The organism is Thermocoleostomius sinensis A174, from assembly GCF_026802175.1.
Lineage (GTDB): Bacteria > Cyanobacteriota > Cyanobacteriia > Elainellales > Elainellaceae > Thermocoleostomius > Thermocoleostomius sinensis.
This window is the reverse complement of record NZ_CP113797.1, coordinates 4,162,464-4,185,468: the sequence shown is the minus strand read 5'-3', so window position 1 is coordinate 4,185,468 and position 23,005 is coordinate 4,162,464. Positions and strand designations below refer to the sequence as shown.

The following is a 23,005-nucleotide window of genomic DNA, read 5'->3' as shown; positions in this document are numbered from 1 at the left end:
TCCCGTTCTATAAATTTCTGATCTCCTTCAAGTGCTCCTGGGTGATTCACCCAGGAGTTTTTTTATTATCAGCAATACAGTCAAATCAAACACTATACCGACGAGCGATCCTGCGATTGCCAACAGCGAATAGCTCATCGACCTCATCACTGCCATTGCGATCTAGCTGCCGATTTCCTCGGCCTTGGCTTGCCACCCAACCAGTGAGGCTATCAGCGTCCGCGTCCGTGGCATCAACTGTAGAATACACGGCTGCGTCAATCGCATCGCGAGTTGCGGCACTGCTGATGCCATAGGTAGCACTACGATCGGTTGTCCGATTTAGGTCGATCGACCCTGATTGCAGCGTAGCCAATTCAGGGTCAGCTTGTGTTTGAGTCAGCGTTGTGCCTTGGGTGGATAAAGTTGATGCCGTCGTGGTCGTCGTGGCTCCGGTCAGATATTGCCGCACCTGCGCATGGGTTAGATTGGGATTAGCGCTGAGCATTAAGGCAACCACTCCAGCCACATGGGGGGATGCCATTGAGGTGCCACTGAGCAACCCATAGCGATTGCCTGGCAGCGTGGAGTACACATCTACTCCTGGAGCTACAACATGCCGCATTTGGCTATTAGAACCAGCACGATTTGAGAAATAGGCCACCGACCCATAGCGATCGACCGCACCGACTGATAGCCCATACTGCGTAGCATAGTAGGCAGGGGAACCGGGTGAAAAATTCCCGTTGTTGCCCGCTGCACTCACAGTAATTACATTTCTAGACGCGGCATAAGCAAGCGCCGATCGCAGTTCAGGAGAATCTGTCCAACTCAAGCTTATGTTAATCACCCTAGCTCCGTTATCTACCGCATAGCGAATCGCCTGAGCTAAACTGCCCGGATTAACGAAGCGTCCAAAACTATCGACATCACCCATCCGCAGCGACATAATTCTGGCATTGGGGGCTACTCCTGTCAGTCCCACACCATTATTCATCGCCGCGATCGTACCCGCTACGTGCGTACCGTGACTTTGTGCAGAGTTACTGGTTCCTGGTGTGACATTGTTATTATTTTGTCCGGCACCAAAGTTCCAGCCATAGACATCATCTACATACCCGTTGCCATCGTTGTCAATGCCATCATTGGGTATTTCGCGCTGATTGACCCAGATATTATTGCGTAAATCGGAATGATTAATATCTACTCCTGAATCAATCACTGCCACCGTGATACCCTGCCCGGTGTAGCCTCGGGCCCAAACTTCTGGTGCTCGAACCATATCCGTACCCCAGTTATTGCCACCTAAATCCCTAACATCGCCAAAGGTAGACGTATTGATCGATCGGGCAACTGCCACGGCTGCATTGACTAAACCATAACCAGTTGTTGAATTAAATTGTCCAGATTGGGGCGGTGTGGTACTGGCACGGGTTGTTAAGGCGTAGGCTCCTGTCGCTCTAGCAGCATAGCTCGTAGCGCGGATGAAATAGGTGGTGCCAGCTGTCGCCGTAAAGACAAGTTGCGAGTTAAGTCCAGGGCCACTATCGTCGTCATAGGCAATGACTTGCCCAGTGCTAGCATTAACAATTTGTAGGTACGTATCAAACTGGGATGAACTCATGCTGACTTGAACCGTCTGCGTCGTTCGACTTCGATAAACATAGTCATCTTTGTATGCACCGGGACGAGTCGGGTTCAGAGCATCGGTTCCAGACAGAGTACCGTAGACTGTATTATTAGTACCAGGAGCAGAATCCGATCGATTCACAAGAGCATCAGTAGCAGCGATTCCAGTAAGCGTATCAGTTTCGTTTGAATTTTTGTTATTTGTTGATAGCGATGAAGTAGTTTCAGTTGTATCCGACAGCGAACTTGTACTGGAATTAGAGACTGTAAGCATTGAATCATCAGTGGATGATCGCTGTGAGTATTGATTTAAATCTAAATTTAATGTTTGATCGCGATAAAGAGAGGTTGATAATTGATTTCGATCGCTAGAAGTAGAATTTAGTCCATACTGATCATGACTATCGCCAAATCCATGAATCTTACCTAACGAGCTATCCAACAAAGCAATCGTTTCTGGTGATGTTGAAGAAAGCATAGATATAAGTAGATATTGGTTGTTTAAGACAATCCGATTAGGCACACCAGAAAGCTGATTGGTTCCGGTTGTGTTATTTACTACAAATTCACACTCAACCTTTACGGCTGATAGTACGGTCGATTAATGGGCCAGTGCAACCGATGGGGTAGTTAAATCAATAGTCCGGACATTTTTGTGCCAAACCACCCTCATTCCCCAACATGTCTTCGATAAACGCACCCAATGATGAACACCAATAAGATATCACTAAGAGCTTTACGGTCTCTTTCCTGATTTGTGTCAACTTCTCTGGAAGTATCAGCAACCAGAGTGGCAGAAATCTGTAAGGCTGGAGCAAATACACCGAATATGAGAGAGCCTGGCAATTTATAAAAAATCCTACTTATACCAATTCTCTATGAGGTTGCATAATATGCCGCCCTCAACTTCCCGTTGGCGAGGCGAAGAGCCGCCAGCGGTAGGGTGAATGCGATGCCGTATGATAAAGCATGGTCCTTACCTATGCCTATAGGTAGAAATCACCCTTAAAAAACATAACCCCTTGAGATAGAGGTTTAATTTTAGGTTTCGACTGATACTTGTTAGCAATTCATCACAATATGAATGCGTAAGAGGAATTGTTATGGCAGATCCAAACACTGATAAGCATCCTGATAAACAACAAGACGTTTCTAGAGATACCTACGATCGGGGTATTGTTCCGGCTGAAACGGCGGCCCGCAAAGAGCGTGAAGGAGATCTATATAAGAAAACAGTCCACGATGAAGCTGGAAGTGAACATGTTGATACTACCAGTGGCTACACTGTGGACAATGAAGGGTTAGTGAATAACTATGCGATTGAACCTGAAATGTATTATGAAGAGCCAGGTGATTTGAGAGCAAAAGAGGAAGCTCTAGAAGCAGAGCGGGCTGAAGAGATTGAAGAAGTTCGTGATACAGATAAGCAAGGGGAGCTAACGATGGAAGAGGATAAGCGAGGCAAGGGAACTGGTATTATCTAGTCTTGCATTCCAGCAAAATCAATTCTCCATCCTGTGCATCCAACCAGCTAATCGAACTGATGACGGCAGCTTCATTGTAAGCTGCTTTTTCTTTAAAGCACCATTGCCTGCATCAGCCTGGCCTTAGATAGGGTAGACAAGATTGACAACAGAGATTTACTTTTGTTTAGCTTTCTTAAATTTAAGAAATAGTCTTTTGCAATCGCTCTGACAGCGTGAACGCAAAACACTGGATTGAAAACTACCATTTGAGGGTTAGTTCTTATGTCTTCCAAAAGCTACCGAATCTTGATCGTAGACGATGTGGTTGATAATGCACTCCTACTTCAGGCATTTCTAGAATCTGAAGGACATACGGTTGATATAGCAGACAGCGCCGATTTAGCTCTAGAAAAACTAGCGGCTTCTTCCTTTGATGTTGCCCTGCTTGATGTGATGATGCCCAAAATGAATGGATATGAGTTAACACGAGCAATTCGACGAGATGAAAAGCTGCGTACTGTCCGCGTCATTCTAGTTACAGCTTATATTGATGCCTGCCGAATTAAAGGATTAGCAGCTGGGGCCAACGACTTTGTGCGTAAACCGATCGATTTTGAAGAGTTGCACTCAAAAATCGAGAATTTGTTGCAGTACACACGAGGAGCCAAAAAGCAGGGCAAACTACGAGGACACAGCAGTACCTTTTAATCGATCGCGATAAATTTTTCATGTAGCTTTTTGTACATTGTCCGGTTTCAGGCGGAGATTGTTGTTCTCTTACTAGGGAGACTAATAGAACGATCTATGAAAAGCTTAATTGCAGGAGTTGGATTCAGTGTTTTGACCTCGTCTGTGGGAACAGGTGAAATTTTTGAACTTCAGCCTTTTATTCGCCTTGAACCCGATTCTGGGGCTGGTACGTCTCAATCTCAACGGTCTGAAACCATACCAGATATCCCGATTCCAGTCATTGTCGAATCACCCACTCAAACGATCGAGCAGCCGCAAATCATTGAAACGGCAAAACCCGTTCCATTTGAAGCCCTATCCTTTTGCGATCAGTTGGATGCGATTGCTAGAGACGGCAAAAGTGTAGCGAAATTTGTGATTAATTCAGGAATGCTGCCGGAATATGACTGGGCAGCCAAAAGCCAGTGTCAATGGCACAAGGAACAAGTTGAGGTGGCCAGCTATGTTGCCAAGCATCCAGCCGCCGCCATTGTTGAAACAGTTGTGTATATCTACCAGGATATGCAGCCGAAAAAAGGTAGCACAGAGAACAGTGAATCAGCGGTGACTACGGTAGATGCGGCTGATTCGAGAGCAAAAACCGAGACAGTGGTCACATCTGAACCGAGTACAGAGGCAGAAGCAGCCGAGCCGGCGTGTGAACCGTCTTATCCAGATTTTTGTATTCCTCCAAATCTAGAAAATTTGGATTGTCGGACGCTTGGTCGGCGCGGCTTTCGCGTTGTAGGCAAAGACCCTTACAATTTTGATGTCGATCGAGATTGGGTTGGTTGCGAGTGATGGGGGAAAGGAGGAAAGCGGAACAAAGAGGGAGGACCTAAGAAGGAGGGAGGAAGGATAAGTTGCAACCTGTTCAATATAGAGCAAGCAACATCGAGCGGTGGGCAAAGAAACGGGTCAAACTAGCTATATTGAACGGTTCAACAACACCTTGCGCCAGCGGGCCGAACGTTTGGTTCGTAAAACCTTGTCGTTCTCGAAAAAAATGAGCAATCATATTGGCCATGTTGGCGCAATTTGGTACTTTGTGCATCATGACAATGCCTCCCTGCGCTCTTGACCATTACTATTCACCACTACCGTCTGCCCATCCGAGTGTATCTTTCGCTTGCTTGAGACCATACTCAATCCAGGTTCTAAACCCATACTGGTTGCTAATTTCCATCAACTTGACTGTAGGCGCACAGCCATGACAAAGGAAGTCGAGTTGTCTGGTAGGGTTTGGGGGGCTGTAGTAAGCAGCCAATACTACCTGCGCTGAAGATACGCCTGAACGCTTGCCAACATTGCGTGCTCAAAATCGTCCAGTGTTGGATTATTTCGTCGAGGCGTATCGGGCTGCTCGCCAAGGGCGACCTGCTCCATCACTGCTACCGGATAGCAGCACCTCCCCGTGAACGGTTACTATAATTTTTAGGTTTCATCTTAAATAAGCTATTCTTGATCTCACTCTCAATTCAAACAATCAAAAAATGATTAGTAAATACGGATGCCGTTATGCAGTTGCGTTATTTCCTCGCTCTAGCATTCACTAGTATTATCATAATCATAACTGCTTGGATGTTTTCTCCTGCTTTAATTCTTCCACCGGTTCAACCTAATTATCCTGTTTTAGTCCATATCACTGAGCATGGATTGCATTCTAGGCTAGTACTACCGATGAATCAAGGAGAATTGATTCAGTATGCCTATGGAGATTGGAAGTATTATGCACTGGGTCAACAAGATTGGGAAAATACAATCGCAGCCGTTTTAATTCCTACGCAAGGCGCATTGGGACGGCGCATATTTACAAGCCTAACTGAGTTTCAACAAACATCTCAGCAGGAACAAGCCACCATTCTCAGTGTCGCTGTCGCGAGCGCAAAAGTAGAGCAATTACGGCAAGAATTAAACCAGCGGTTCGATCGACAACTTAGCACCTATACTGAAAACCCCGATACAGGGCTTACTCTTGTTCGCGATGAGCAAGACTACACTTTACTTCACAATAGTAACCATGAATTAGTGGAGTGGTTACAAGCTTTGGACTGTCGTGTGCGCGGCTTTGTCTTATGGGCAAATTTTCGGACAACCCAGTTAGTTTCAACGGTTGTCAAACAACTCTCTAATTTCAAGCCTTAAAAGGGCAGAACAGGGCGTTTTGTGAAACACCCTGATGAGCTACCATACATCCGATCACCAACAACAGATTAACGACCAACGATGTAATTGGCAGCGGGTTCTTCTGCGGGTAATGGCTCTAACCGATTCTGATAGACCAACGCCTGATGAAGAATAGCTGCCATCTCTCCACGCGACACTGGTTGATTAGGTTCTAACACGTTTGGCTCTGGATGATTGACAACTAGCCCTGCTTCAGTGGCAGCAGCAACGTCACCGACTGCATGTTGGGGAATTTGATCCGCATCTACATAGTAATCAGCCACTAAACGTGAAGCAGGAGTTGCAATGGACTCTGCCTCCTGGGGTTGCTCAGTCTGGGTAGCTGCTACAGTGTCCGGTTGTGCAGCCGTAGAGGTGGGGGATTGCTCTTGGGGAATTGACAACACTGGTTGCATAAGGGCTGTCATTGCCAGTGGAAACATCAAAGGGCGGGCTGTTGCCTGGCGACGGGTAGCTGGCCGAGCCGTTTCTGAGGCAGTGGCTGTGGGTTCGGACGTGGCTTGCTCCGTGCTTCCAGCCGCTCCTGGTAAGTTGAGATTGCGAGATAAGGACATTAAGGCGTCCACTTTGGCAATCGGTTGATTGGGTTGAAAGAAACCACCAGGATAGCCTGTCATAAAGCCTTGCTGGTAGGCCGCTTCGATCGCCTCATCTGCCCAATAGCCCTCAGGAACATCTTGGTAGACACTTCCCCCTTCAATTTGGCGAACGGGTTCCTGGTCGAAGGCTTGATTGACCAATGCAGCAAACTCGTCTCGACTGACTGCTTGCTCTGGTCGATAGGTTCCATCTAAATATCCTCGGACAATGCCTTCGTTCGCAAGGACACGAATAAACGGGCGGGCCCAATGCCCCTGAATGTCGGGAAAGGGATCACCATTTGTTTGAGCCAGCACTGTAGAAGAGTGGATGGTGACAAAGGGGGCGATCGCCCCAGCAGCCAGCCCCGCAGTGAGCAACGTTACCCCTGCAAACGACCAGCGCGAAACGCTAAACATAGATTTCCTCCCTGATTCGTGATGTGAATAGTAAGTTGTTTGTATCACAGATTGGTCATTCCATAACCCTAGTCATGAATGCGTAACAATCGCATCTGTATTCAGAAGGCAGTTTTGAGTAGCGATTTAGAACGGTTCGCTTGTGCTAGTTGATTATCTGTGCCGCACTGTTGAATTAAGCTCGCCACTAGCCCTGTCCAACCCGTTTGGTGATTAGCTCCCAGCCCTGAACCATTATCGCCATGAAAGTATTCGTAGAAGAGAATTAACGATCGCCAATGAGGATCAGATTGAAACAGTGCTTGACCTCCATGAACAGGGCGATTACCTGGCTGATTGTGTTCCTGGTTACACCGAAAAATGCGAATCAGGCGTTGAGAAAGCTCGATCGCCACTTCAGATAAATTCATCCACTGTCCCGATCCGGTAGGACATTCCACTTTGAAGTGGTCGCCTAAATAGCTATGGAAGTGTTGCAGAGATTCAATCAGCAAGTAGTTCACTGGAAACCAAATTGGTCCACGCCAGTTGGAATTACCGCCAAACATACCACTGGTGGATTCCGCAGGTTCATAGGCCACTTGATGCGTTTGTCCGTCTACATTGAAGGTGTAGGGAGCATCCGCATGAGCTTTAGATAATGATCGAATTCCATACGGACTCAAAAACTCTTCTTCATCTAACAATCGCTGCAAAATCAGTTTCAGCCGTTCCGGATTGACGATTGCTAACAATCGCCGCGAGTCTTTGCCTGGTTGCTCCATTGAGGCAATGTGGCGCTGTAGTTGAGGGCGATTGTGAATAAACCATTCAAAGCGGCGTTTGAAATCGGGAAATTGGTCTAACACTTGTGGCTCTAAAACGGTAACGGCAAACAGAGGCACTAATCCTACCATCGATCGCACTCTCAGATAGTGGTATTCATCCTGAGGTGAATGCAATACATCATAGAAAAATTGATCGACATCATCCCACAAAGGAATATTTGTGTCACCCATGTGGTTAATAGCATCGGCAATATAGAGGAAATGCTCAAAGAACTTGCTAGCAATGTCTTCGTAGACGGGGTTAGTTTTGGCCAATTCCAGCGCAATCGCCAATAAATTTAAGCAATACATTCCCATCCAACTAGTGGCATCTGCTTGCTCTAAATATCCACCTGTTGGCAATTCGGCACTGCGATCAAAAATACCAATATTATCCAATCCTAGGAATCCGCCTTGGAAAACATTATTGCCGTTGTTGTCTTTGCGATTCACCCACCAGGTAAAGTTGAGTAGTAATTTCTGAAAGACGCGCTCTAAAAACTCTGTGTCGGCCCGTCCATACATCTCTTGCTCAATTTGGTAAACCCGCCAAACAGCCCAAGCATGAACCGGAGGATTGACATCACTGAAGTGCCATTCGTAAGCTGGAATCTGCCCGTTGGGATGCATGTACCATTCCCGCGTTAATCGATCGAGTTGTCGCTTGGCAAAGTCAGGATCGATCGCTGCAAACGGGATCATATGAAATGCCAGATCCCAAGCCGCAAACCACGGAAACTCCCACTTATCCGGCATCGATAAAATATCATCGTTAAATAAATGAATCCATTCAGCATTGCGGGCATAGGAGCGGTTGGGCAGGGGTTGAGTAGGATCACCTTTCAGCCAGTCTTCAATCACGTAATGATAGAACTGTTTTGTCCATAGCAAACCGGCAAAGGCCTGTCGCTGAATATTGCAGGCATCTACAGAACTCTGATCCGGAGTGAAGCGCTGATAGAATTCGTCAGCTTCTTGTTTGCGCTGGTTAAACACGGTTTCAAATTCCGTCTGGAAGGGGTTTGAAAGCTTGGCAGTATCAGCCAGCCGCAGCCAAACAATTTGAGTTTCTTCAGGTTCCAGTGTTAGTTGATAGTAGGCGGATACTTTGGTTCCAGTTTGATCTGGATTTACGGCATTTGTTTGCCCGTGAATGATGTAATTGTTGATGCCATCTTTGACATATGCCGAAGAATTTGATGTTCCGAACAGGCGTTCTAGATTAGTTTCATTCTCAGTGAACAACAAGGCTTTAGGAGATTGACAATAGAGCCATCGATCGCCCAAGGTAGGATGCGATGCTTGGATTACATGAGTAGTGCCTTGTAATTCTACTTGTCGCAGGTTTGGTTTTTCACTTGACTCATCCCAAGACCAGGTATTGCGAAACCACAGAGTTGGTAGCAAATGCAGTGTTTTAGTTTCTGCCGATCGGTTAGCGACAGAGATTTGAATCAAGATGTCTTCGTCTGTATTTTTTGCATATTCAACGAAAACATCGAAGTAGCGACTATTATTGAAAATCCCTGTATCAATTAATTCAAACTCTGGATCAAAGTATCCCCGCTGTTGATTGGCTTGAATCAACTGCTCATAGGGAAATTCTTGTTGAGGATATTTATAAAGGTATTTCATGTAGGCATGACTGGGAGTATTGTCAAGGTAAAAATAGTATTCCTTAACATCTTCACCATGATTTCCTTGCGGTCCAGTTAACCCAAATAGCCGTTCTTTCAAAATTGGATCTTCACCGTTCCACAACGCAATCGCAAAACATAACCGCTGATGATTATCAGAAATGCCACCAATACCGTCTTCGCCCCAGCGATAAGCCCGCGATCGAGCATGATCGTGGGGAAAGTAATCCCAGGCGCTGCCATCAGGGCTATAATCTTCGCGCACCGTTCCCCATTGGCGTTCGCTCAAGTAGGGGCCCCATCTGCGCCAGTATGCGGTGCGGTTACGATCTTCGGTGAGTCTACGTTCTTCTGCGGTTGTCATAGGTCTTGCGAGTGGTGTCAATGGTTGAAAAGCTTTACTGAGGCAGGAGTTGGAAAGCTGTGCAATCTTTGATCCATTGCAGCAATCCTTGTGCTGCCTACTTAGGTTTAGTGTCCAACTTAAATGTGATTGGAAAGTGACAGAACCGCCCACTCTACGGTTCTGCCTATACCAGTTAGGAATGTGTTGATGGGCGATGGGATGGATGTTTTAGTAGGTCAGGCTGTTCGGCGGTGACGATCGTTTCCAGGGTCGCGAGTCGCGATTCTATCTGTTGCATTTCGATCGTTGCTTGTGGCTGGTCAGTCTTCTTAGCGTGATTTAGCACGACCGCTGTGGTTACGGTTGCTGCAATGGGTGGAACAGACATGGCAATGTATTTTCCAGTGGATTCACCCCCTGTAAAAATGCCTGCAACTACCACCATCCCAACGGCACTGCCCCACACCGTTTTGATGATGGCGATCGGAATTTCGTAGGAGTGTTTCATAACCCTGATATGGAACTCTACATTCCCATCCTATTCAGCCCTTAGTAAGCCTGCCTTCCCCTGACTGGACAAAATGCTTAGACAAATTGATGACAAAAACGTCAGAAAACCAAAGTAATTCTCCGCGTATTACAGCTTTTTAATAAATCCTGCCTAATATTCGTTGACGATCGTACAACTGCCAACTTTTTCTAAAACTCTTGCCATCAGCACATTTGAAGTCGCAAAACCTGACCTTTTCCTGATTTTTTCTGACCTGACCTGACTTTTTTTAAGAAAACCTGTCCGTAACTGCCGTAAATTGGGTGAAATAATCAATTAAGCCTAGTTAGATCCTCAGGACTAGATACGTTCGAGTAAACAGTATCTGAACAAACAATTTAATACTTTTTTCACTATTGCAGTGAACTGTCGGCAAGTCGATTAAGGTTCGTTTAGGGTGTCATCAACGCAACGTTTCCCTGTGTGACTAGATCGATGCTTAGAATCGGTTCGGTTTGAATACTCTACATTTTCAGTGAGTTGAGCTATGGTACAGGAGAATCTAACAACGAATTTGCAAGTTCCAAGGAATCGACTTTTGTTACAAGGGTTACAGTGGCTAAAATACCCAGGTCTCCTTGTTGCTATTCTTGGCTGCATTCCAACATTGATAGAACTTTACATAGCAATTAGAACGGGCGTTCCTCCAGGTCGAGCTTCTGAGGCAGCAAGGCAGCGAAGGCTATGGCTGGCAAATCAAGACTGTCTAGTTTCTGTTGAACCTATTGAAGTTCCAACGGACAGGAGTATTAGGGTAACTGCTCTAGTTTGCTCATCTTCTGGAGATGTACTAATAACTAAATTTATCCGAACTTCTGTACCGACTTCGAAAATTGTTGAGACACCAGATTCTCTAGAACCGATATCTAGATGGGTCGAAAATGATATTTTTCAAGAAAGCGCATTTATTGATCTTTTTTCTCCTGTAGCGATTGCTGCGTCTGTAAATGACAATCAGGAAGAGAACCAGATATCGCAGGCTCCAATTGTACTTTGTACGAAAGATTTAGGGGGAGGAAAGTTACTGCGGCAAGTTCAATATCCTGATGGACAATGTTTTAATGAAGTCATCAATACATATATTGGTTCAGTTATTAGTCGCACTCAAGGTTCATGTGATGGTAATTGTCAGTAGCACCTCGCTGCCTAGCAGAAGTAGGTGAAAGCTAGAACAAAGAGAGTTGAAGGAAAAGATAGAGAAGCATGAGAGGCTAAAGTTACGACACAAATAGCCCGAAGCCCACGGCAAACTCTACCCATTTGTATAGTCAAATATTCGACTTCTTGCGTCAATACAGTCACGCCGAGGATCTGAGGCGTATCAAGGACCTAGCTTAGATGAACAGCACCTTGATCGCAAACAGTACTTTGAGTCTCCGTGCATGGGAACCAATGTGCCGAGTTGGGCAACCCAAGCACAAAGTGTGGAGCGGCGGTGGCGACGTTTTTTGAGCAATGCACCAGTGCAAGTAGTTGTATGTATCTGCCGTCAGGGATGGCGGCGTTGCTCACTCAGTTAAAATTGCTATCATTCCTAATTAAAGTCTGATTAAAAAGAAACCATCGACAAAATCATAGATTCTTCATTTATGTCGTCGTTTTATTCTCAACTGCAAGCAAAGCACAAACAATTGGTATTGACCTATGGCGAAGTCCTTGTGCGACAGTTAGAAGATCAGATTGCTAGAAAATCACTAGTGCCAAATAGACCGTTTTTGGATACAGATCAATTTGCTTGGGTACAATTGCTAGAGGCAAATTGGCTGACTATTCGACAGGAACTAGATGTTGTGCTGCAACAAATCGATCGCTTGCCTAATTTTCAGGAGATTTCGACAGATCAAACTAGCATTACACAGGACGATCGTTGGAAAACTTATTTTTTATATGCCTACGGTTACAAAGCTGAAAAAAACTGCAATCGATGTCCCAACACAACACGTCTGATTGAACAAATACCAGGCATGAAAACTGCCTTTTTTTCTATTTTGTTACCTCATAAACAAATACCAGAGCATCGAGGCCCCTACAAAGGCCTACTACGCTATCATTTGGCGCTTAAAGTACCACCTGTCGATCGGGGTTGTGGCATCCAAGTGGGTCAAGAAACTCGTTATTGGCAAGAAGGTAAAAGCTTAATTTTTGATGACACATTTCCTCACAAAGCTTGGAACAATACTAATGATCTGCGCGTAATCTTGTTCCTGGATTTCGTGCGGCCAATGCAGTTTCCCTTTTCACTGCTCAATCGCGGTATGATTCAATTGATTGCTTGGTCGCCGTATGTGCAAAGCGGCAAGGCAAATTTTCTAGCATGGGAACGTCGTTTAGAACCAAAATAACTCAATGAATTTACACCCATGAAAGTTGCCATCATTTCTTCTGGATTTCTTCCTGTGATTGATGGAGTGACTATCACCTTGTGGCATCGATTACAGCAGCTAAGCCAACGCCAGTATGAAGCGATCGTGTTTTGCCCAGACTACCAGACGTTAGAACAAATTTATCCAAATTGGCAAGCATTTACAGGCGAAATTCTACCAGGTATTAACGTAATTAATTTACCAAGCGTGCCGTTTATAGATATAACGTTTGAACGCAATATCAGTCGCCAAGCCTATCCATTATTGATCCATGAGTTAAAAAAATTTCAGCCTGATTTAATTCATGTTGATGAACCCGATCGCCTATTTCTTAGTTTGTTTAAGTATCCTGGTGTTGCTTATGCTCGTCAGGCGAATATTCCTTGCGTTGCCTTCTTTCATACTAATTTCATTGAGTATATTGAAGATTATTTTGCCTTGCCAAACTTCGTACTGCGTGGATTTCAACAGCTGTCTCAATGCTTGATTGCTCGTAATTATAATTCCTACAATGCAACGCTAACTGCTAGTGCCGAAACAGCACATAAGTTGAGACAAATGGGAATTAAGAATGTTGTAACCGACGAGTTTCTAGGCATTGATTTCGATCGCTTTCATCCAAATTTACGACGCCCTGACTTTTTTCATCACACCTATGGAATAGAAGAGATAGATAAAAAAATTAAGCTCGTTTTTCTAGGACGGCTAACACCTGACAAAGGCTGGAATTTTGCACTTGATGCTCTTGGCAACCTTGCGGAATTTCTGGTGCAGGAAACCTTATCCTCCACCGATATTGCCCTAGTGATCGCTGGAGATGGCCCCATGCGCGATCGAATCACTGACCAATTATCATCGTTCGGATTCTCGGTAGGTTGGCTGGGGCGAATCCCACCATCTGAAGTTCCGGCTCTGTTGATTAACAGCGATATTCACGTTACAGCCTCAGAGAAAGAAACTAAAGGCTTAACGGTTTTGGAAGCGTTTGCTGCCGGGTTGCCCGTTTTAGCTCCGCGTGCAGGAGGTATTATTGACAGTATTGAGGATGGTTATACGGGTTGCTTGTATGCGCCGGGCAATCAACAAGATTTTCTAGAGAAATTAGTACAACTGATCAATCATCCACAGATGCGCCAAACGTTGGGGCAAAATGCTCGGCATCATATTGCTCAATTCACTTGGAATCGGGCAGTCGATCGCCTGCTGCATGTGTGGAATCAGCAGATTGAACGCGCGCACAGCGACTTGTCCCACTAACGCCATCAGCCTGCTCTACAAAGCGCTAGTATTTGCCAATTTTTGCCACAACCGCTCAAATTCTCCTTGATACGCCTGTACCAGACGAGGATCGGACGTAATCAAAAAATTCTCTTGGTTATCACGCGCTGCCCCCACTGTCCAGTTGTAACTACCTGTTAACAGAATTTGTCGATCGAATACTGCAAATTTATGGTGCATGTGAAACTCAGAGCGATCAACTCGTACAGAAATACCGTTCGTATGAAGAAACATAATATCCGATCCTCGATCGAACGCTTTGTCGTTATCAGAAATGATCCGAATAGAGACTCCGCGTTGATGAGTTTCCAGAATTGCTTCAGACAACCGATTATCTGTAACTGTGAATATACAAATATCTACCTCCCGTTGCGCCGCATCCAGCAGTCGCACAATACGTTCTGCACAGTTGTTATGGGGGCTAAACCATGCCTCAGCTATTAAGGAGGATGAGACAGAAGGGGTCAGCAGGAGCGTTACCGCATTGAACCATTGCAATACGGCTTGGGGCCGGGCTTTAGTCAGCGCTTCTGATGCCAAATCGAACGCCAGTTGTCGAATGTGCAATCGTTGAGCATCTGTCAGTTCCAAGTTTGCAAAAACAAACTCCAGCGCCCGCTTCTCGTCGTTAGAGAGCACTGCATCTTCCAGCGTTTTTGCTAGCCGTTGCTTGAGGGTAAGTGGAGGCATAGAGAAACTATAGCAGAGCATAGAAGGAGCAAGGCCCAAGCACAGCCAAAGTCAGGCGAAAGATCAAAGGGTTTATTGGCAGCCTAGCTTCAATTCAGTCATGCTCAAAATGCTTCACTTTTAATTTGGATCGATATAGTGGGTAAGATCTGTGAGGATGACCCCAATGGAGAAACCCCTAGAACTACTCATTGCCCAGACGGCAATCGCCAATACTGTACAACGCCTCGCCCAAGAAATCGATCGCGATTATGTGGATCGTTCTCCCTTAATGATTGGAATTCTTAAAGGGTCGTTTATCTTTCTCGCGGATCTAGTACGAGCGATGCAGATTCCCATTCGAGACGTGGAGTTTATGCGGTTTTCTAGTTATGGCTCTTCTACAACCAGTTCTGGACAGGCACAAATGTTGATGGGAATTGCTGCCGAGACGATCGTCAACCAGGATGTCATTGTTGTAGAAGATATTATTGATACCGGAATCACTACCCACACGGCTCTAGAACTTTTGCAGCAATACCAGCCTGCCTCCTTAAAGCTCTGTGCCTTGCTGAATAAGCCTGAACGAAGACAGCGATCTGTGCAAATCGATTATTTAGGCTTCACGATTCCCGATCGATTTATTGTAGGATATGGTATCGATTTTAACCAACAATACCGGCAGCTACCAGCCATTTATGGGTTGACCGAATAAACTAGGAGGATGTAGCCAATGGAACTGAATCGAATCGATGTCGTCGTGCCATCCTGAAACGCCTCCGCTTGGCGTGATCTATTGAAGATAATCTGTGTCCCTGTACGGCTTGTGTTAATGGCTCTAGTCGCTTAATTTCCCTTACTACAGCATGGTCAGGAATTTTCTTTTCAAGCGCAACCGTTCCCTTGAACCGCAACCCCAGCCCACCGCTCCTACTAGCTCGATCTCTGCTAGTGAGATTGGCTGGCTCATTCCACTGATTCAAACAATCCTTCAACAACAGATAGCTCAGCCAAATCGCCTTCAAATTCGTTGCGCCATTCGAGAGGGAGTGCTGTTGGTTTTAATTGAGCACCTGTTGCACATTGAGCCAGAGCCACCGCAGATTTTCCAAGCCGTCGAGCAAACGGTACGATCGAATGTGCCTAAACTCATCGAGTCTAATCCAGACTGTGAGCCAATTGTCAAGGCTTACCCGCTGCCAGTTCGGCTTTATCTAAGAGTGGCTGGATATCAGCAGCCCTACGACACGTTCGCGTTCACGCTGTCTCCCCTTCATACCTCAGCCCAATCCGCTGAAACAACGCTGTTGGATGAACTCCCTACCAATAGCAGTCCAGCTACGATTCTACAAGAGACTCCTACTGCTCCTGCGAGCGAGTCAATAGAGCCGAACTATTCCCTTGCCGAAACGCTACCTGTCACCCCTTCCAGTATCGAACCAGGGGAAACACCCATCATTGAGACAGATGATTCCAAACCAGACGATCCTGCACCAGATGTGGAGCAACAGAGTAATAGCCAGGTGTCTGCTTGCAATGAGCAACAGATAACTTTAGTGGCATCAGAAGAGATATCTGAGAATCCAGAGCGGCTGTCCCAGCGATTAGATAAAGAACGAAGACAAGAGGTTGTTGAAAGATATACAAGCGATAGAGTTACTGAATTTCAATCGATTGAAACTGAAACGATCGAAACCTCGCTTACTGGAACTCATGCTGAAATTAGCGTAGATTCTTTCAAAATCTTAGATGAATCTAAGCCTCAGCTAATCTCGAAAAATTTGCAGATAGATAAATTAATTACACCTAACAAAATATCAGACGAAAAATTAATAGAACATGGGAATTTGCTGAATCTAGAAATAGAAAATCAAAGGGTGGTTGAAGAACGAGATCACCTCCCTGATTCAACTGTTGATTTCAATACAAAGAATCTAACTATTTCACCTAATACAACAAAGAGCGATTTATTCATTAACCCGGTAATAGCATCTGAATCATCATCTGAAAATAACGACAATCAAACAGAGTACAGTTACGTTAAAGATTTATCTCAAGATTCACAAGATTCATCTGTTTTAGAACTAAATTCAGAAGAAGCAACATTAGAGCCACTCGTTTCTTCAGATGTTCAACCTGTCGAGAACTTCCTAGCTGAAGAAAGAGCGATCGTGCCTGATGCAGTCTCTAAACCGACAACAATCCCCCGTGAGTCTGATCCAGTTTCGGCAAGCTCCGCTCAGGTTGAGCCAGTTAGCTCTGAGCGGGTAGTTTTTGAGCCGACGCCTACAGAACCCGTCCCCACTCAGGAAGTTGAATCATCTTGCAAACCCTCTTCCTTCACATCAGGATTGAACTTAGAACAAGAGTCATCAAAGCAAGTATCAAAACGCGAGGCTGATGATTTTAGCTCCAAACTTGTCAAGGTTGAACAACGTACCGAATATTTCCGTGAACATGAGGGTTTGCGTGATCTGGAAACAGAACAATCGTCACCTAATCGAGAGCTTGAATTTGTCACCGATTTAGATCAATATCCAGATCAATATCCATCAAATGCAGCGTCATCATTAACAGATCCTAACACTGAGACTATCACTATTCAGACGGCTAATATTCAGAGCACTGATACTCAAACTGCCGATCCTGAGACCACGAATACCGAAACGACAAACATCCAGATGATAACGACTCAAGCAGCAGATGATTTAGGGTTCGATCGTCTGCCGTTAGATATCCGCGATCACAAACGGCGATCGTTTCAATCGATGGTCACGCTGTCCAATGTTTTACTAGTGGGAGCTATGAGTTCCTTTGTTGTCATTAGCGGATTTTATATTTTGTCACGACCCTGCGTGCTAGGCAACCAGTGTCAACCCTTGCAACGATCGCAGCAACTCACTCGAATTGCGCTAGCCACAATCCAAACCAATCCGTCTGCTTTGGAAGTAGTCGATGCTTATGATCAACTGTCTGAAGCCAATCAACTGCTTGAAACTATTCCAGTTTGGTCGCGCTCTTATTCTACGGCTCAAGAACTAATAGCAGAATATGCCAATAAGATTGAAGAATTGGGCTTGGTCGTTAAAGCACTGAATCAGGCGAACAATGCGGCCAAGAAAAGCCTGAATCCACCACATCCTGTCCCAGTATGGCGAGAAGTGCAATGGATGTGGCGAGAAGCGATCGCCTTATTGGAGCAAGTTCCCACGGAAAGCTTGGTATATTCTCTAGCGCAAACTAAACGCTCGGAATATGAGTCTAATTTAGACAGCATCAACAATCGCGTGATGGCAGAACAGGCAGCACAAGATCGGATTGAGATGCTTAAAAAAGCCGCCGAAGTCACTGAAGCCCGATCGCAAATTATTAGTTCGATCGAAAGTTGGCAACAAACCACCGAGTCGTGGCAAGCGATTTTAGCTCAGTTGCAGCAAATTCCTCAAGGAACCATGGCGTTCACCGAGGCTCAACGCTTGGCCAAACTCTATCAACTTCGTTTAGAAGCCGCTGAAAACCGTCGTGCTCAAGAGGAGCGATCGGTTAATGCTTATAATCGCGCCCTAGAATTGGCCGATCAAGCTCGCCGCTTGGAACAACAACAACAGTGGACACAAGCCTCGATCGCTTGGCGTGATGCCATTGCAGCCATCAAACAAGTACCTGAGGGAACAACCCACTATAGCCAGTCCCAAGCACTGATGACTCCGTACACCACCTCATTGAACCAAGCGGAAGCAAGCGCCAAGCAATCGACGTTGCTGCAAACCGCACAGCCTCAACTAGAAAACCTGTGTTTACCCAGGTTAGCATTGTGCACCTATACGCTGACGACAGAAGCCATTCGAGTGCATCTGAATGCTCCCTATGATCGTACAGTGGCACAAGCTGTACGAACTGCTCAATTAAGCAGTAATGCAACGCGTTGGAATGATGGCAGCCAAACTAGCCAGTTTTTGCAATCGTTAGTCAATATCAGTGAATCTACTCAAACGCCGATCGAACTTTATGGTGCCGATGGCTCCAAATTTGGCATCTATGATCGAAGCCAATCTGGGTACATGGTGCCATAGGCTGGCTGTATCATCCCAAAACCAGCAGCTTGGAACAGGTAAAAATTAGAACAGGTAAAAAACAGATGCGCTGCAAGTATTAAAGTCCTCACAGCGCACTTACTATTAAATTCAATACCCCCAGGGGAATTCGAATCCCCGTCGCCTCCGTGAAAGGGAGGTGTCCTAGGCCTCTAGACGATGGGGGCGCGTTTTTCACTTTAACTAATATAGCGAACGTAATGAGTGTTGTCAACTCTCAATGACAATCGATCGCCATTCTCATTCAAAGAATATTGTCCCTGGGAGCATGTCATATTTGTTGCCCTCACTCTAAATCCCTCTCCTCTAGGGCGAGGAACTTGAATCCGGCTCCCCTTCTCCGCGCTTGGGAGAAGGGGTTAGGGGATAAGGGCTAGGCTTGCAAACGTGACATACTCCCCTGTCCCTTACCCAAGAGAAGTTAGCGTGATGACACGCCTACCTTCTGGTTCGGCTCTATCGAGTGTTAGAACCAAGCGGCATGGAAAAATTCACCTCTCGGTTTATCAGTGCGCTCGAAGGTATGGGCACCAAAGTAATCACGCTGGGCCTGGGTGAGGTTTTGCGGCAACCGATCGCGACGGTAACTGTCGAAATAATCGAGAGAAGCACTGAAGGCAGGAACAGGGATGCCCAGTTTAGCAGCGGTCATGATTACCTCGCGCCATGCATCCTGGCGATCGAGAATCGTTTGCTTAAACTCTGGAGCCAGCAGCAAGTTGGGCAGGTTAGGGTTCTCATCAAAAGCGTGCTTGATTTTGCCCAGAAAGCGTGCCCGAATGATGCAGCCGCCTTTCCAAATACGAGCACATTCGCCTAAATCGATCTGAGAGTTGAACAGTTCCTTGGAGGCTTTACCAATCAAGGCCATCCCTTGAGAGTACGAACAAATTTTCGAGCAGTAGAGCGCATCTCGCACTTTATTGATGAAGGCGTTCGTATTGCCATCATACTTGCCGGAGGGTCCCGACAATTCCTTAGCGGCTGCCACCCGTTCTTCTTTAATAGAGGACATAATACGAGCATTTACTGCGGCCACGATCGTCGGAATTGCAATGCCCAAGTCGAGAGCCGTTTCCACAGTCCACTTGCCCGTTCCTTTCTGTCCGGCTGCATCTAGAATCACATCCACCAGGGGCAGTCCGGTTTCGTCGTCCATCTTCTTGAAGATGTCGGCTGTGATTTCAATTAAGAAGGAATCTAGCTCATCGGTGGTGTTCCACTCGGCAAAGACTTCATGTAGTTGCTCGTGGTTTAAACCCAGCGCATTTTTTAGCATGTCATAGGCTTCGGCGATTAATTGCATGTCGCCATACTCGATGCCGTTGTGCACCATTTTGACATAGTGCCCAGCCCCACCCGGACCGATGAAGGTGACACAAGGGCCATCATCAACCTGGGCGGCAATTTTAGTGACGATCGGTTCGATCGCTTCATAGGCTTCTTTGGTTCCACCCGGCATCAAGCTGGGGCCATTGAGTGCCCCTTCTTCACCACCACTGACACCCATTCCGATATAGCGCAACCCCATCGCCTCTAAGTCTTGGGTGCGGCGTTCGGTATCGGTATACAGCGAATTGCCCCCATCAATAATCATGTCACCCTGCTCAAGCAAGGGCTTCAGATCGTTGATGACATAATCAACCGGAGCACCCGCTTTTACCATAATCATGATTTTGCGAGGCCGCTCCAAGGACTGCACTAATTCTTGAAGTGAATAGGCAGGCTTTACATTCTTACCTTGTGCCCGCGTAGACATAAATTTGTCTGTCACGCTAGAAGTGCGGTTGTATACGGCGATCGGGAAACCATTGCGCTCGACGTTTAGCGCCAAGTTTTCCCCCATGACCGCCAGTCCGATCAAACCAAAACTTTGTGCCATAGGACTCTGCTATTCTCCGCTTACTCTGGACAATGGAAACGTTGGCTTTTGGGCGCATTTCGCTCTATCCGAAAACCCTGTTTCCTGAACAACGCTCTGGAATCGTTACGATTCTTTAGAATTGCAGCCGTACAGGTTGACGGTTGACTCGTAAAATCGATTTATATTCAGGCTTGCACATACCAGAGTAAACAACGGTTCAAGGAAAACAGGTTCTCTGAAAGATTTTCTTTATTTGGTTGAGCAACAACATTTGCCCAGTTTGGGTTTTTGTAGTTCTCAATACTAGAAAATCGGTTTTTTTAGTTCCGTCCACAATCAAAAGGGATAAAATTTGGCTATGCCAAGGTGGAATTTGAGCTTACGTCAGCAAACGATCTGCCGGCACAGTTGCAATTTTGGTTATTTGGAGCAGCGTTACGCCATTTCACCTGTAACTTTACGGAACCTGTGAAACGGCTTTACCCGGCCTTTACAGATAACCAGCTATATATAGTTTGTAGCTAGTTTTAAGGGCTAGCTGAAAGCAGTGAGTTTGAAACAAGGTGCTTTACTAGCTCAAGACGGATAAAATTTTCGTCAGGGCTACCTCTATAGGGTGAATCAGTATTCTTAAACGCAGTTCCCATCAGAGCAACTCCTTAATCTCTTGTAGATTAGTACTTATAGAATCAGGTAAGTTCACCTATCGGAAGAAGGCACTCTAGCGATCGCAACTGCTTGTGTGACCTCATTCAGATTTGGTTTTGAACTGATGTATCTTCAAACATCTACCTGAAGTGGGCTAATACTCAGGGACATTACCAAGTTTTGCTAAGTGTTCGGTTCTATACTCAGGCTTCACAATTGCACTAGCAAATGTCAACTTTAAGTCAACCGTAGCAAGACTAGTCTGATGGATAGGCAGCAGTGCGAATGAAGAATTAGAACAAAGTCTTCTAAGTCACATCCATTTCAGACTGTTAATCCAATACCACTATCGATTGCATCTACCGATTGATTGCAACCGTTGGTTGATAGTATCGATCGCCTCTATGGATCGCGGTTGTCATGAACTCACTGTAGGCTAGGGTGTTTTTCATTGCAGTGATCTGACAACGAAGTTTGTTTCAATTTGACACCAACTCCTGCTGGAGCTGTCTCATTCATTCAAATCAATTAAGACAACAAAGGTTCCCTGAGATATGCGCAGACATTCTGAGCCAAAAGTCTTTTTTTACACCACCTCTACTGAGTGCAATGCGTCTGGCGCTGCTGGGGCTTGGTACCAGACGCTTTTAATTACGCTGGCTGAAGGATTCAATGAATTAGGAATTCAGCACTATTCCAACCACAATTACTGGAGACTGCTGCCTAATACCAATGAGTTCTTGCTTCAGCATGATCCAACCGTTACGCATGAAGACTGCGATATTGTTGTGCTAGAACGACAATATGTTGAGGAAAACCATGCGTTACCAAAAGATTTATTCAAGCCATCGCGCAAGTACATTACAGTTTACCTAGATAGCGATGACGGCATCACAACACCTTCCTGGCTGCCGGAGTTTAGACAGTTTGACTTTATATTTAAACCGCATCATATTCAATCTGTTGACTATCCTGATAATATTTACCCTTGGACATTCGGTTTAACCAATAGAATCATTCGAGAGTTGGCAGAGCATAATGATTCGGAGTTTAGAGAAAAGAAGCTGTTAGTAAACTTTAGACATAACAAGCAGCCCCACTCGTTGAGAAAGTTCATTGAAAAAAGCTTTGTACCTAAAGTTGAATCTGTCCTGCCGATTGACACATCAGGTAAGAGCAATGCTATTCACAAATCTACCCCTGTAGCCCCAGAAGATCCCTATCACTATCTCCGATGGGTACAAACGGGTAGACGGCACAATCCGAGCTATTTCAAAAGCCTGCGGGAAGCTACAGCTTGTGCTGCCTTTAGTGGTCTCTTTCTAGCTCCTAAAGTCACTGATTTCAATCCAAGAGTCAGTTATTATTCTTCGAGAATCGTCGATCGCCTTGGCATCAAAACAGATCGAATTGCGCAGTGGGATAGTTGGCGTCTTTGGGAGTCTCTAGCGGCTGGTTGTGTAACTTTCCACGTAGATTTTGAGAAGTATGGTTTTGTGCTTCCAGTACAGCCAACTAATTGGGAACACTACATCGGAATTGACTTAGATAACATTGACGAAGCTATTGATAGAATTCGCGACAATCCTGAACTGCTCGATCGCATTGCAAAGCAGGGCCGTGCTTGGGTGATGCAACATTATTCTCCTGAAGCAACAGCAGAGCGGTTCTTGAACACCATTCTAGGCGAGTCACCAGTCCTTGCTTGTGTCTAAAAATGCTTTAGGCTACTTGCGCGATCGAACCAGCGCTCAAGGGTATC

At 45.7% G+C, this 23,005-nt stretch carries 16 protein-coding genes, 1 tRNA gene and 2 pseudogenes; 11 read left to right on the top strand and 8 right to left on the bottom strand.

Features of this window, described 5'->3' with window-relative positions:
- Positions 1-85: 85 nt before the first annotated feature.
- Positions 86-2,086, bottom strand: coding sequence for a S8 family peptidase (locus tag OXH18_RS18120; RefSeq protein ID WP_268608640.1), 2,001 nt, complete (start codon positions 2,084-2,086; stop codon positions 86-88).
- A gap of 625 nt (positions 2,087-2,711) precedes the next feature.
- Here OXH18_RS18120 and OXH18_RS18115 point away from each other — a divergent pair.
- The 4 genes and pseudogenes from OXH18_RS18115 to OXH18_RS18100 form a co-directional block, all read left to right on the top strand.
- Positions 2,712-3,092 (top strand): hypothetical protein, encoded by a 381-nt coding sequence (locus tag OXH18_RS18115; protein ID WP_268608638.1) that lies wholly within the window; start codon positions 2,712-2,714, stop codon positions 3,090-3,092.
- A 264-nt stretch (positions 3,093-3,356) separates the two neighbouring features.
- Positions 3,357-3,782, top strand: a complete 426-nt coding sequence (locus tag OXH18_RS18110) for a response regulator (RefSeq protein WP_268608635.1) — start codon at positions 3,357-3,359, stop codon at positions 3,780-3,782.
- A gap of 96 nt (positions 3,783-3,878) precedes the next feature.
- The gene (locus OXH18_RS18105; protein ID WP_268608633.1) at positions 3,879-4,604 is read left to right on the top strand and encodes a hypothetical protein; all 726 of its coding nucleotides are present in this window, start codon (positions 3,879-3,881) and stop codon (positions 4,602-4,604) included.
- A gap of 88 nt (positions 4,605-4,692) precedes the next feature.
- Positions 4,693-4,884: pseudogene (locus OXH18_RS18100) on the top strand (IS1 family transposase); the annotation flags it as partial.
- A 21-nt stretch (positions 4,885-4,905) separates the two neighbouring features.
- Here OXH18_RS18100 and OXH18_RS18095 read toward each other — a convergent pair.
- A pseudogene (locus OXH18_RS18095) lies at positions 4,906-5,072 on the bottom strand (IS701 family transposase); the annotation flags it as partial.
- 411 nt (positions 5,073-5,483) lie between these two features.
- On the opposite strand from OXH18_RS18095, the gene OXH18_RS18090 reads away from it, so the two are divergent.
- Positions 5,484-5,948, top strand: coding sequence for a DUF2459 domain-containing protein (locus OXH18_RS18090; RefSeq protein WP_268608630.1), 465 nt, complete (start codon positions 5,484-5,486; stop codon positions 5,946-5,948).
- A 68-nt stretch (positions 5,949-6,016) separates the two neighbouring features.
- On the opposite strand, the gene OXH18_RS18085 is transcribed toward OXH18_RS18090, so the two are convergent.
- The 3 genes from OXH18_RS18085 to OXH18_RS18075 all read right to left on the bottom strand — a co-directional run bounded on the left by OXH18_RS18085 (position 6,017) and on the right by OXH18_RS18075 (position 10,285).
- Positions 6,017-6,988, bottom strand: coding sequence for an S-layer homology domain-containing protein (locus tag OXH18_RS18085; protein WP_268608629.1), 972 nt, complete (start codon positions 6,986-6,988; stop codon positions 6,017-6,019).
- 101 nt (positions 6,989-7,089) lie between these two features.
- Complete coding sequence (locus tag OXH18_RS18080; protein ID WP_268608628.1) at positions 7,090-9,795, bottom strand: MGH1-like glycoside hydrolase domain-containing protein; 2,706 nt, start codon at positions 9,793-9,795, stop codon at positions 7,090-7,092.
- A gap of 175 nt (positions 9,796-9,970) precedes the next feature.
- Positions 9,971-10,285: a hypothetical protein gene (locus OXH18_RS18075; RefSeq protein ID WP_268608627.1), complete on the bottom strand. Its 315-nt coding sequence runs from the start codon at positions 10,283-10,285 to the stop codon at positions 9,971-9,973.
- A gap of 529 nt (positions 10,286-10,814) precedes the next feature.
- On the opposite strand from OXH18_RS18075, the gene OXH18_RS18070 reads away from it, so the two are divergent.
- The 3 genes from OXH18_RS18070 to OXH18_RS18060 all read left to right on the top strand — a co-directional run bounded on the left by OXH18_RS18070 (position 10,815) and on the right by OXH18_RS18060 (position 13,947).
- Positions 10,815-11,462 (top strand): hypothetical protein, encoded by a 648-nt coding sequence (locus OXH18_RS18070; protein WP_268608625.1) that lies wholly within the window; start codon positions 10,815-10,817, stop codon positions 11,460-11,462.
- Between the two features lie 454 nt (positions 11,463-11,916).
- Positions 11,917-12,669 carry an aspartyl/asparaginyl beta-hydroxylase domain-containing protein gene (locus OXH18_RS18065; protein ID WP_268608623.1) on the top strand — a complete coding sequence of 251 codons (753 nt, stop codon included), beginning with the start codon at positions 11,917-11,919 and terminating at the stop codon, positions 12,667-12,669.
- A gap of 18 nt (positions 12,670-12,687) precedes the next feature.
- Entirely contained in the window at positions 12,688-13,947 is a 1,260-nt protein-coding gene (locus OXH18_RS18060) for a glycosyltransferase (protein ID WP_268608622.1), read from the top strand.
- Between the two features lie 15 nt (positions 13,948-13,962).
- Here OXH18_RS18060 and OXH18_RS18055 read toward each other — a convergent pair whose 3' ends face one another.
- The gene (locus OXH18_RS18055) at positions 13,963-14,658 is read right to left on the bottom strand and encodes a phospholipase D-like domain-containing protein (RefSeq protein WP_268608621.1); all 696 of its coding nucleotides are present in this window, start codon (positions 14,656-14,658) and stop codon (positions 13,963-13,965) included.
- A 166-nt stretch (positions 14,659-14,824) separates the two neighbouring features.
- On the opposite strand from OXH18_RS18055, the gene hpt reads away from it, so the two are divergent.
- Both hpt and OXH18_RS18045 read left to right on the top strand, forming a co-directional pair.
- On the top strand, positions 14,825-15,352 hold the full coding sequence (gene hpt / locus OXH18_RS18050; protein ID WP_268608620.1) for a hypoxanthine phosphoribosyltransferase: 528 nt from the start codon (positions 14,825-14,827) through the stop codon (positions 15,350-15,352).
- Positions 15,353-15,503: 151 nt separating this feature from the next.
- The gene (locus OXH18_RS18045; protein ID WP_268608618.1) at positions 15,504-18,710 is read left to right on the top strand and encodes an AAA family ATPase; all 3,207 of its coding nucleotides are present in this window, start codon (positions 15,504-15,506) and stop codon (positions 18,708-18,710) included.
- Positions 18,711-18,825: 115 nt separating this feature from the next.
- Here OXH18_RS18045 and OXH18_RS18040 read toward each other — a convergent pair.
- Positions 18,826-18,898: transfer RNA gene (locus OXH18_RS18040), tRNA-Glu, on the bottom strand.
- A 299-nt stretch (positions 18,899-19,197) separates the two neighbouring features.
- The gene (gnd, locus tag OXH18_RS18035; protein WP_268608616.1) at positions 19,198-20,613 is read right to left on the bottom strand and encodes a decarboxylating NADP(+)-dependent phosphogluconate dehydrogenase; all 1,416 of its coding nucleotides are present in this window, start codon (positions 20,611-20,613) and stop codon (positions 19,198-19,200) included.
- Between the two features lie 1,184 nt (positions 20,614-21,797).
- Here gnd and OXH18_RS18030 point away from each other — a divergent pair.
- The gene (locus OXH18_RS18030; RefSeq protein WP_268608614.1) at positions 21,798-22,958 is read left to right on the top strand and encodes a glycosyltransferase; all 1,161 of its coding nucleotides are present in this window, start codon (positions 21,798-21,800) and stop codon (positions 22,956-22,958) included.
- Positions 22,959-23,005 lie beyond the last annotated feature (47 nt).

Coding starts and splice junctions, on each gene's coding strand:
- OXH18_RS18120 (WP_268608640.1), bottom strand. CDS start 2,086: ATGCTTTCTTCAACATCACCAGAAACGATTGCTTTGTTGGATAGCTCG.
- OXH18_RS18115 (WP_268608638.1), top strand. CDS start 2,712: ATGGCAGATCCAAACACTGATAAGCATCCTGATAAACAACAAGACGTT.
- OXH18_RS18110 (WP_268608635.1), top strand. CDS start 3,357: ATGTCTTCCAAAAGCTACCGAATCTTGATCGTAGACGATGTGGTTGAT.
- OXH18_RS18105 (WP_268608633.1), top strand. CDS start 3,879: ATGAAAAGCTTAATTGCAGGAGTTGGATTCAGTGTTTTGACCTCGTCT.
- OXH18_RS18090 (WP_268608630.1), top strand. CDS start 5,484: ATGAATCAAGGAGAATTGATTCAGTATGCCTATGGAGATTGGAAGTAT.
- OXH18_RS18085 (WP_268608629.1), bottom strand. CDS start 6,988: ATGTTTAGCGTTTCGCGCTGGTCGTTTGCAGGGGTAACGTTGCTCACT.
- OXH18_RS18080 (WP_268608628.1), bottom strand. CDS start 9,795: ATGACAACCGCAGAAGAACGTAGACTCACCGAAGATCGTAACCGCACC.
- OXH18_RS18075 (WP_268608627.1), bottom strand. CDS start 10,285: ATGAAACACTCCTACGAAATTCCGATCGCCATCATCAAAACGGTGTGG.
- OXH18_RS18070 (WP_268608625.1), top strand. CDS start 10,815: ATGGTACAGGAGAATCTAACAACGAATTTGCAAGTTCCAAGGAATCGA.
- OXH18_RS18065 (WP_268608623.1), top strand. CDS start 11,917: ATGTCGTCGTTTTATTCTCAACTGCAAGCAAAGCACAAACAATTGGTA.
- OXH18_RS18060 (WP_268608622.1), top strand. CDS start 12,688: ATGAAAGTTGCCATCATTTCTTCTGGATTTCTTCCTGTGATTGATGGA.
- OXH18_RS18055 (WP_268608621.1), bottom strand. CDS start 14,658: ATGCCTCCACTTACCCTCAAGCAACGGCTAGCAAAAACGCTGGAAGAT.
- hpt (WP_268608620.1), top strand. CDS start 14,825: ATGGAGAAACCCCTAGAACTACTCATTGCCCAGACGGCAATCGCCAAT.
- OXH18_RS18045 (WP_268608618.1), top strand. CDS start 15,504: ATGGTCAGGAATTTTCTTTTCAAGCGCAACCGTTCCCTTGAACCGCAA.
- gnd (WP_268608616.1), bottom strand. CDS start 20,613: ATGGCACAAAGTTTTGGTTTGATCGGACTGGCGGTCATGGGGGAAAAC.
- OXH18_RS18030 (WP_268608614.1), top strand. CDS start 21,798: ATGCGCAGACATTCTGAGCCAAAAGTCTTTTTTTACACCACCTCTACT.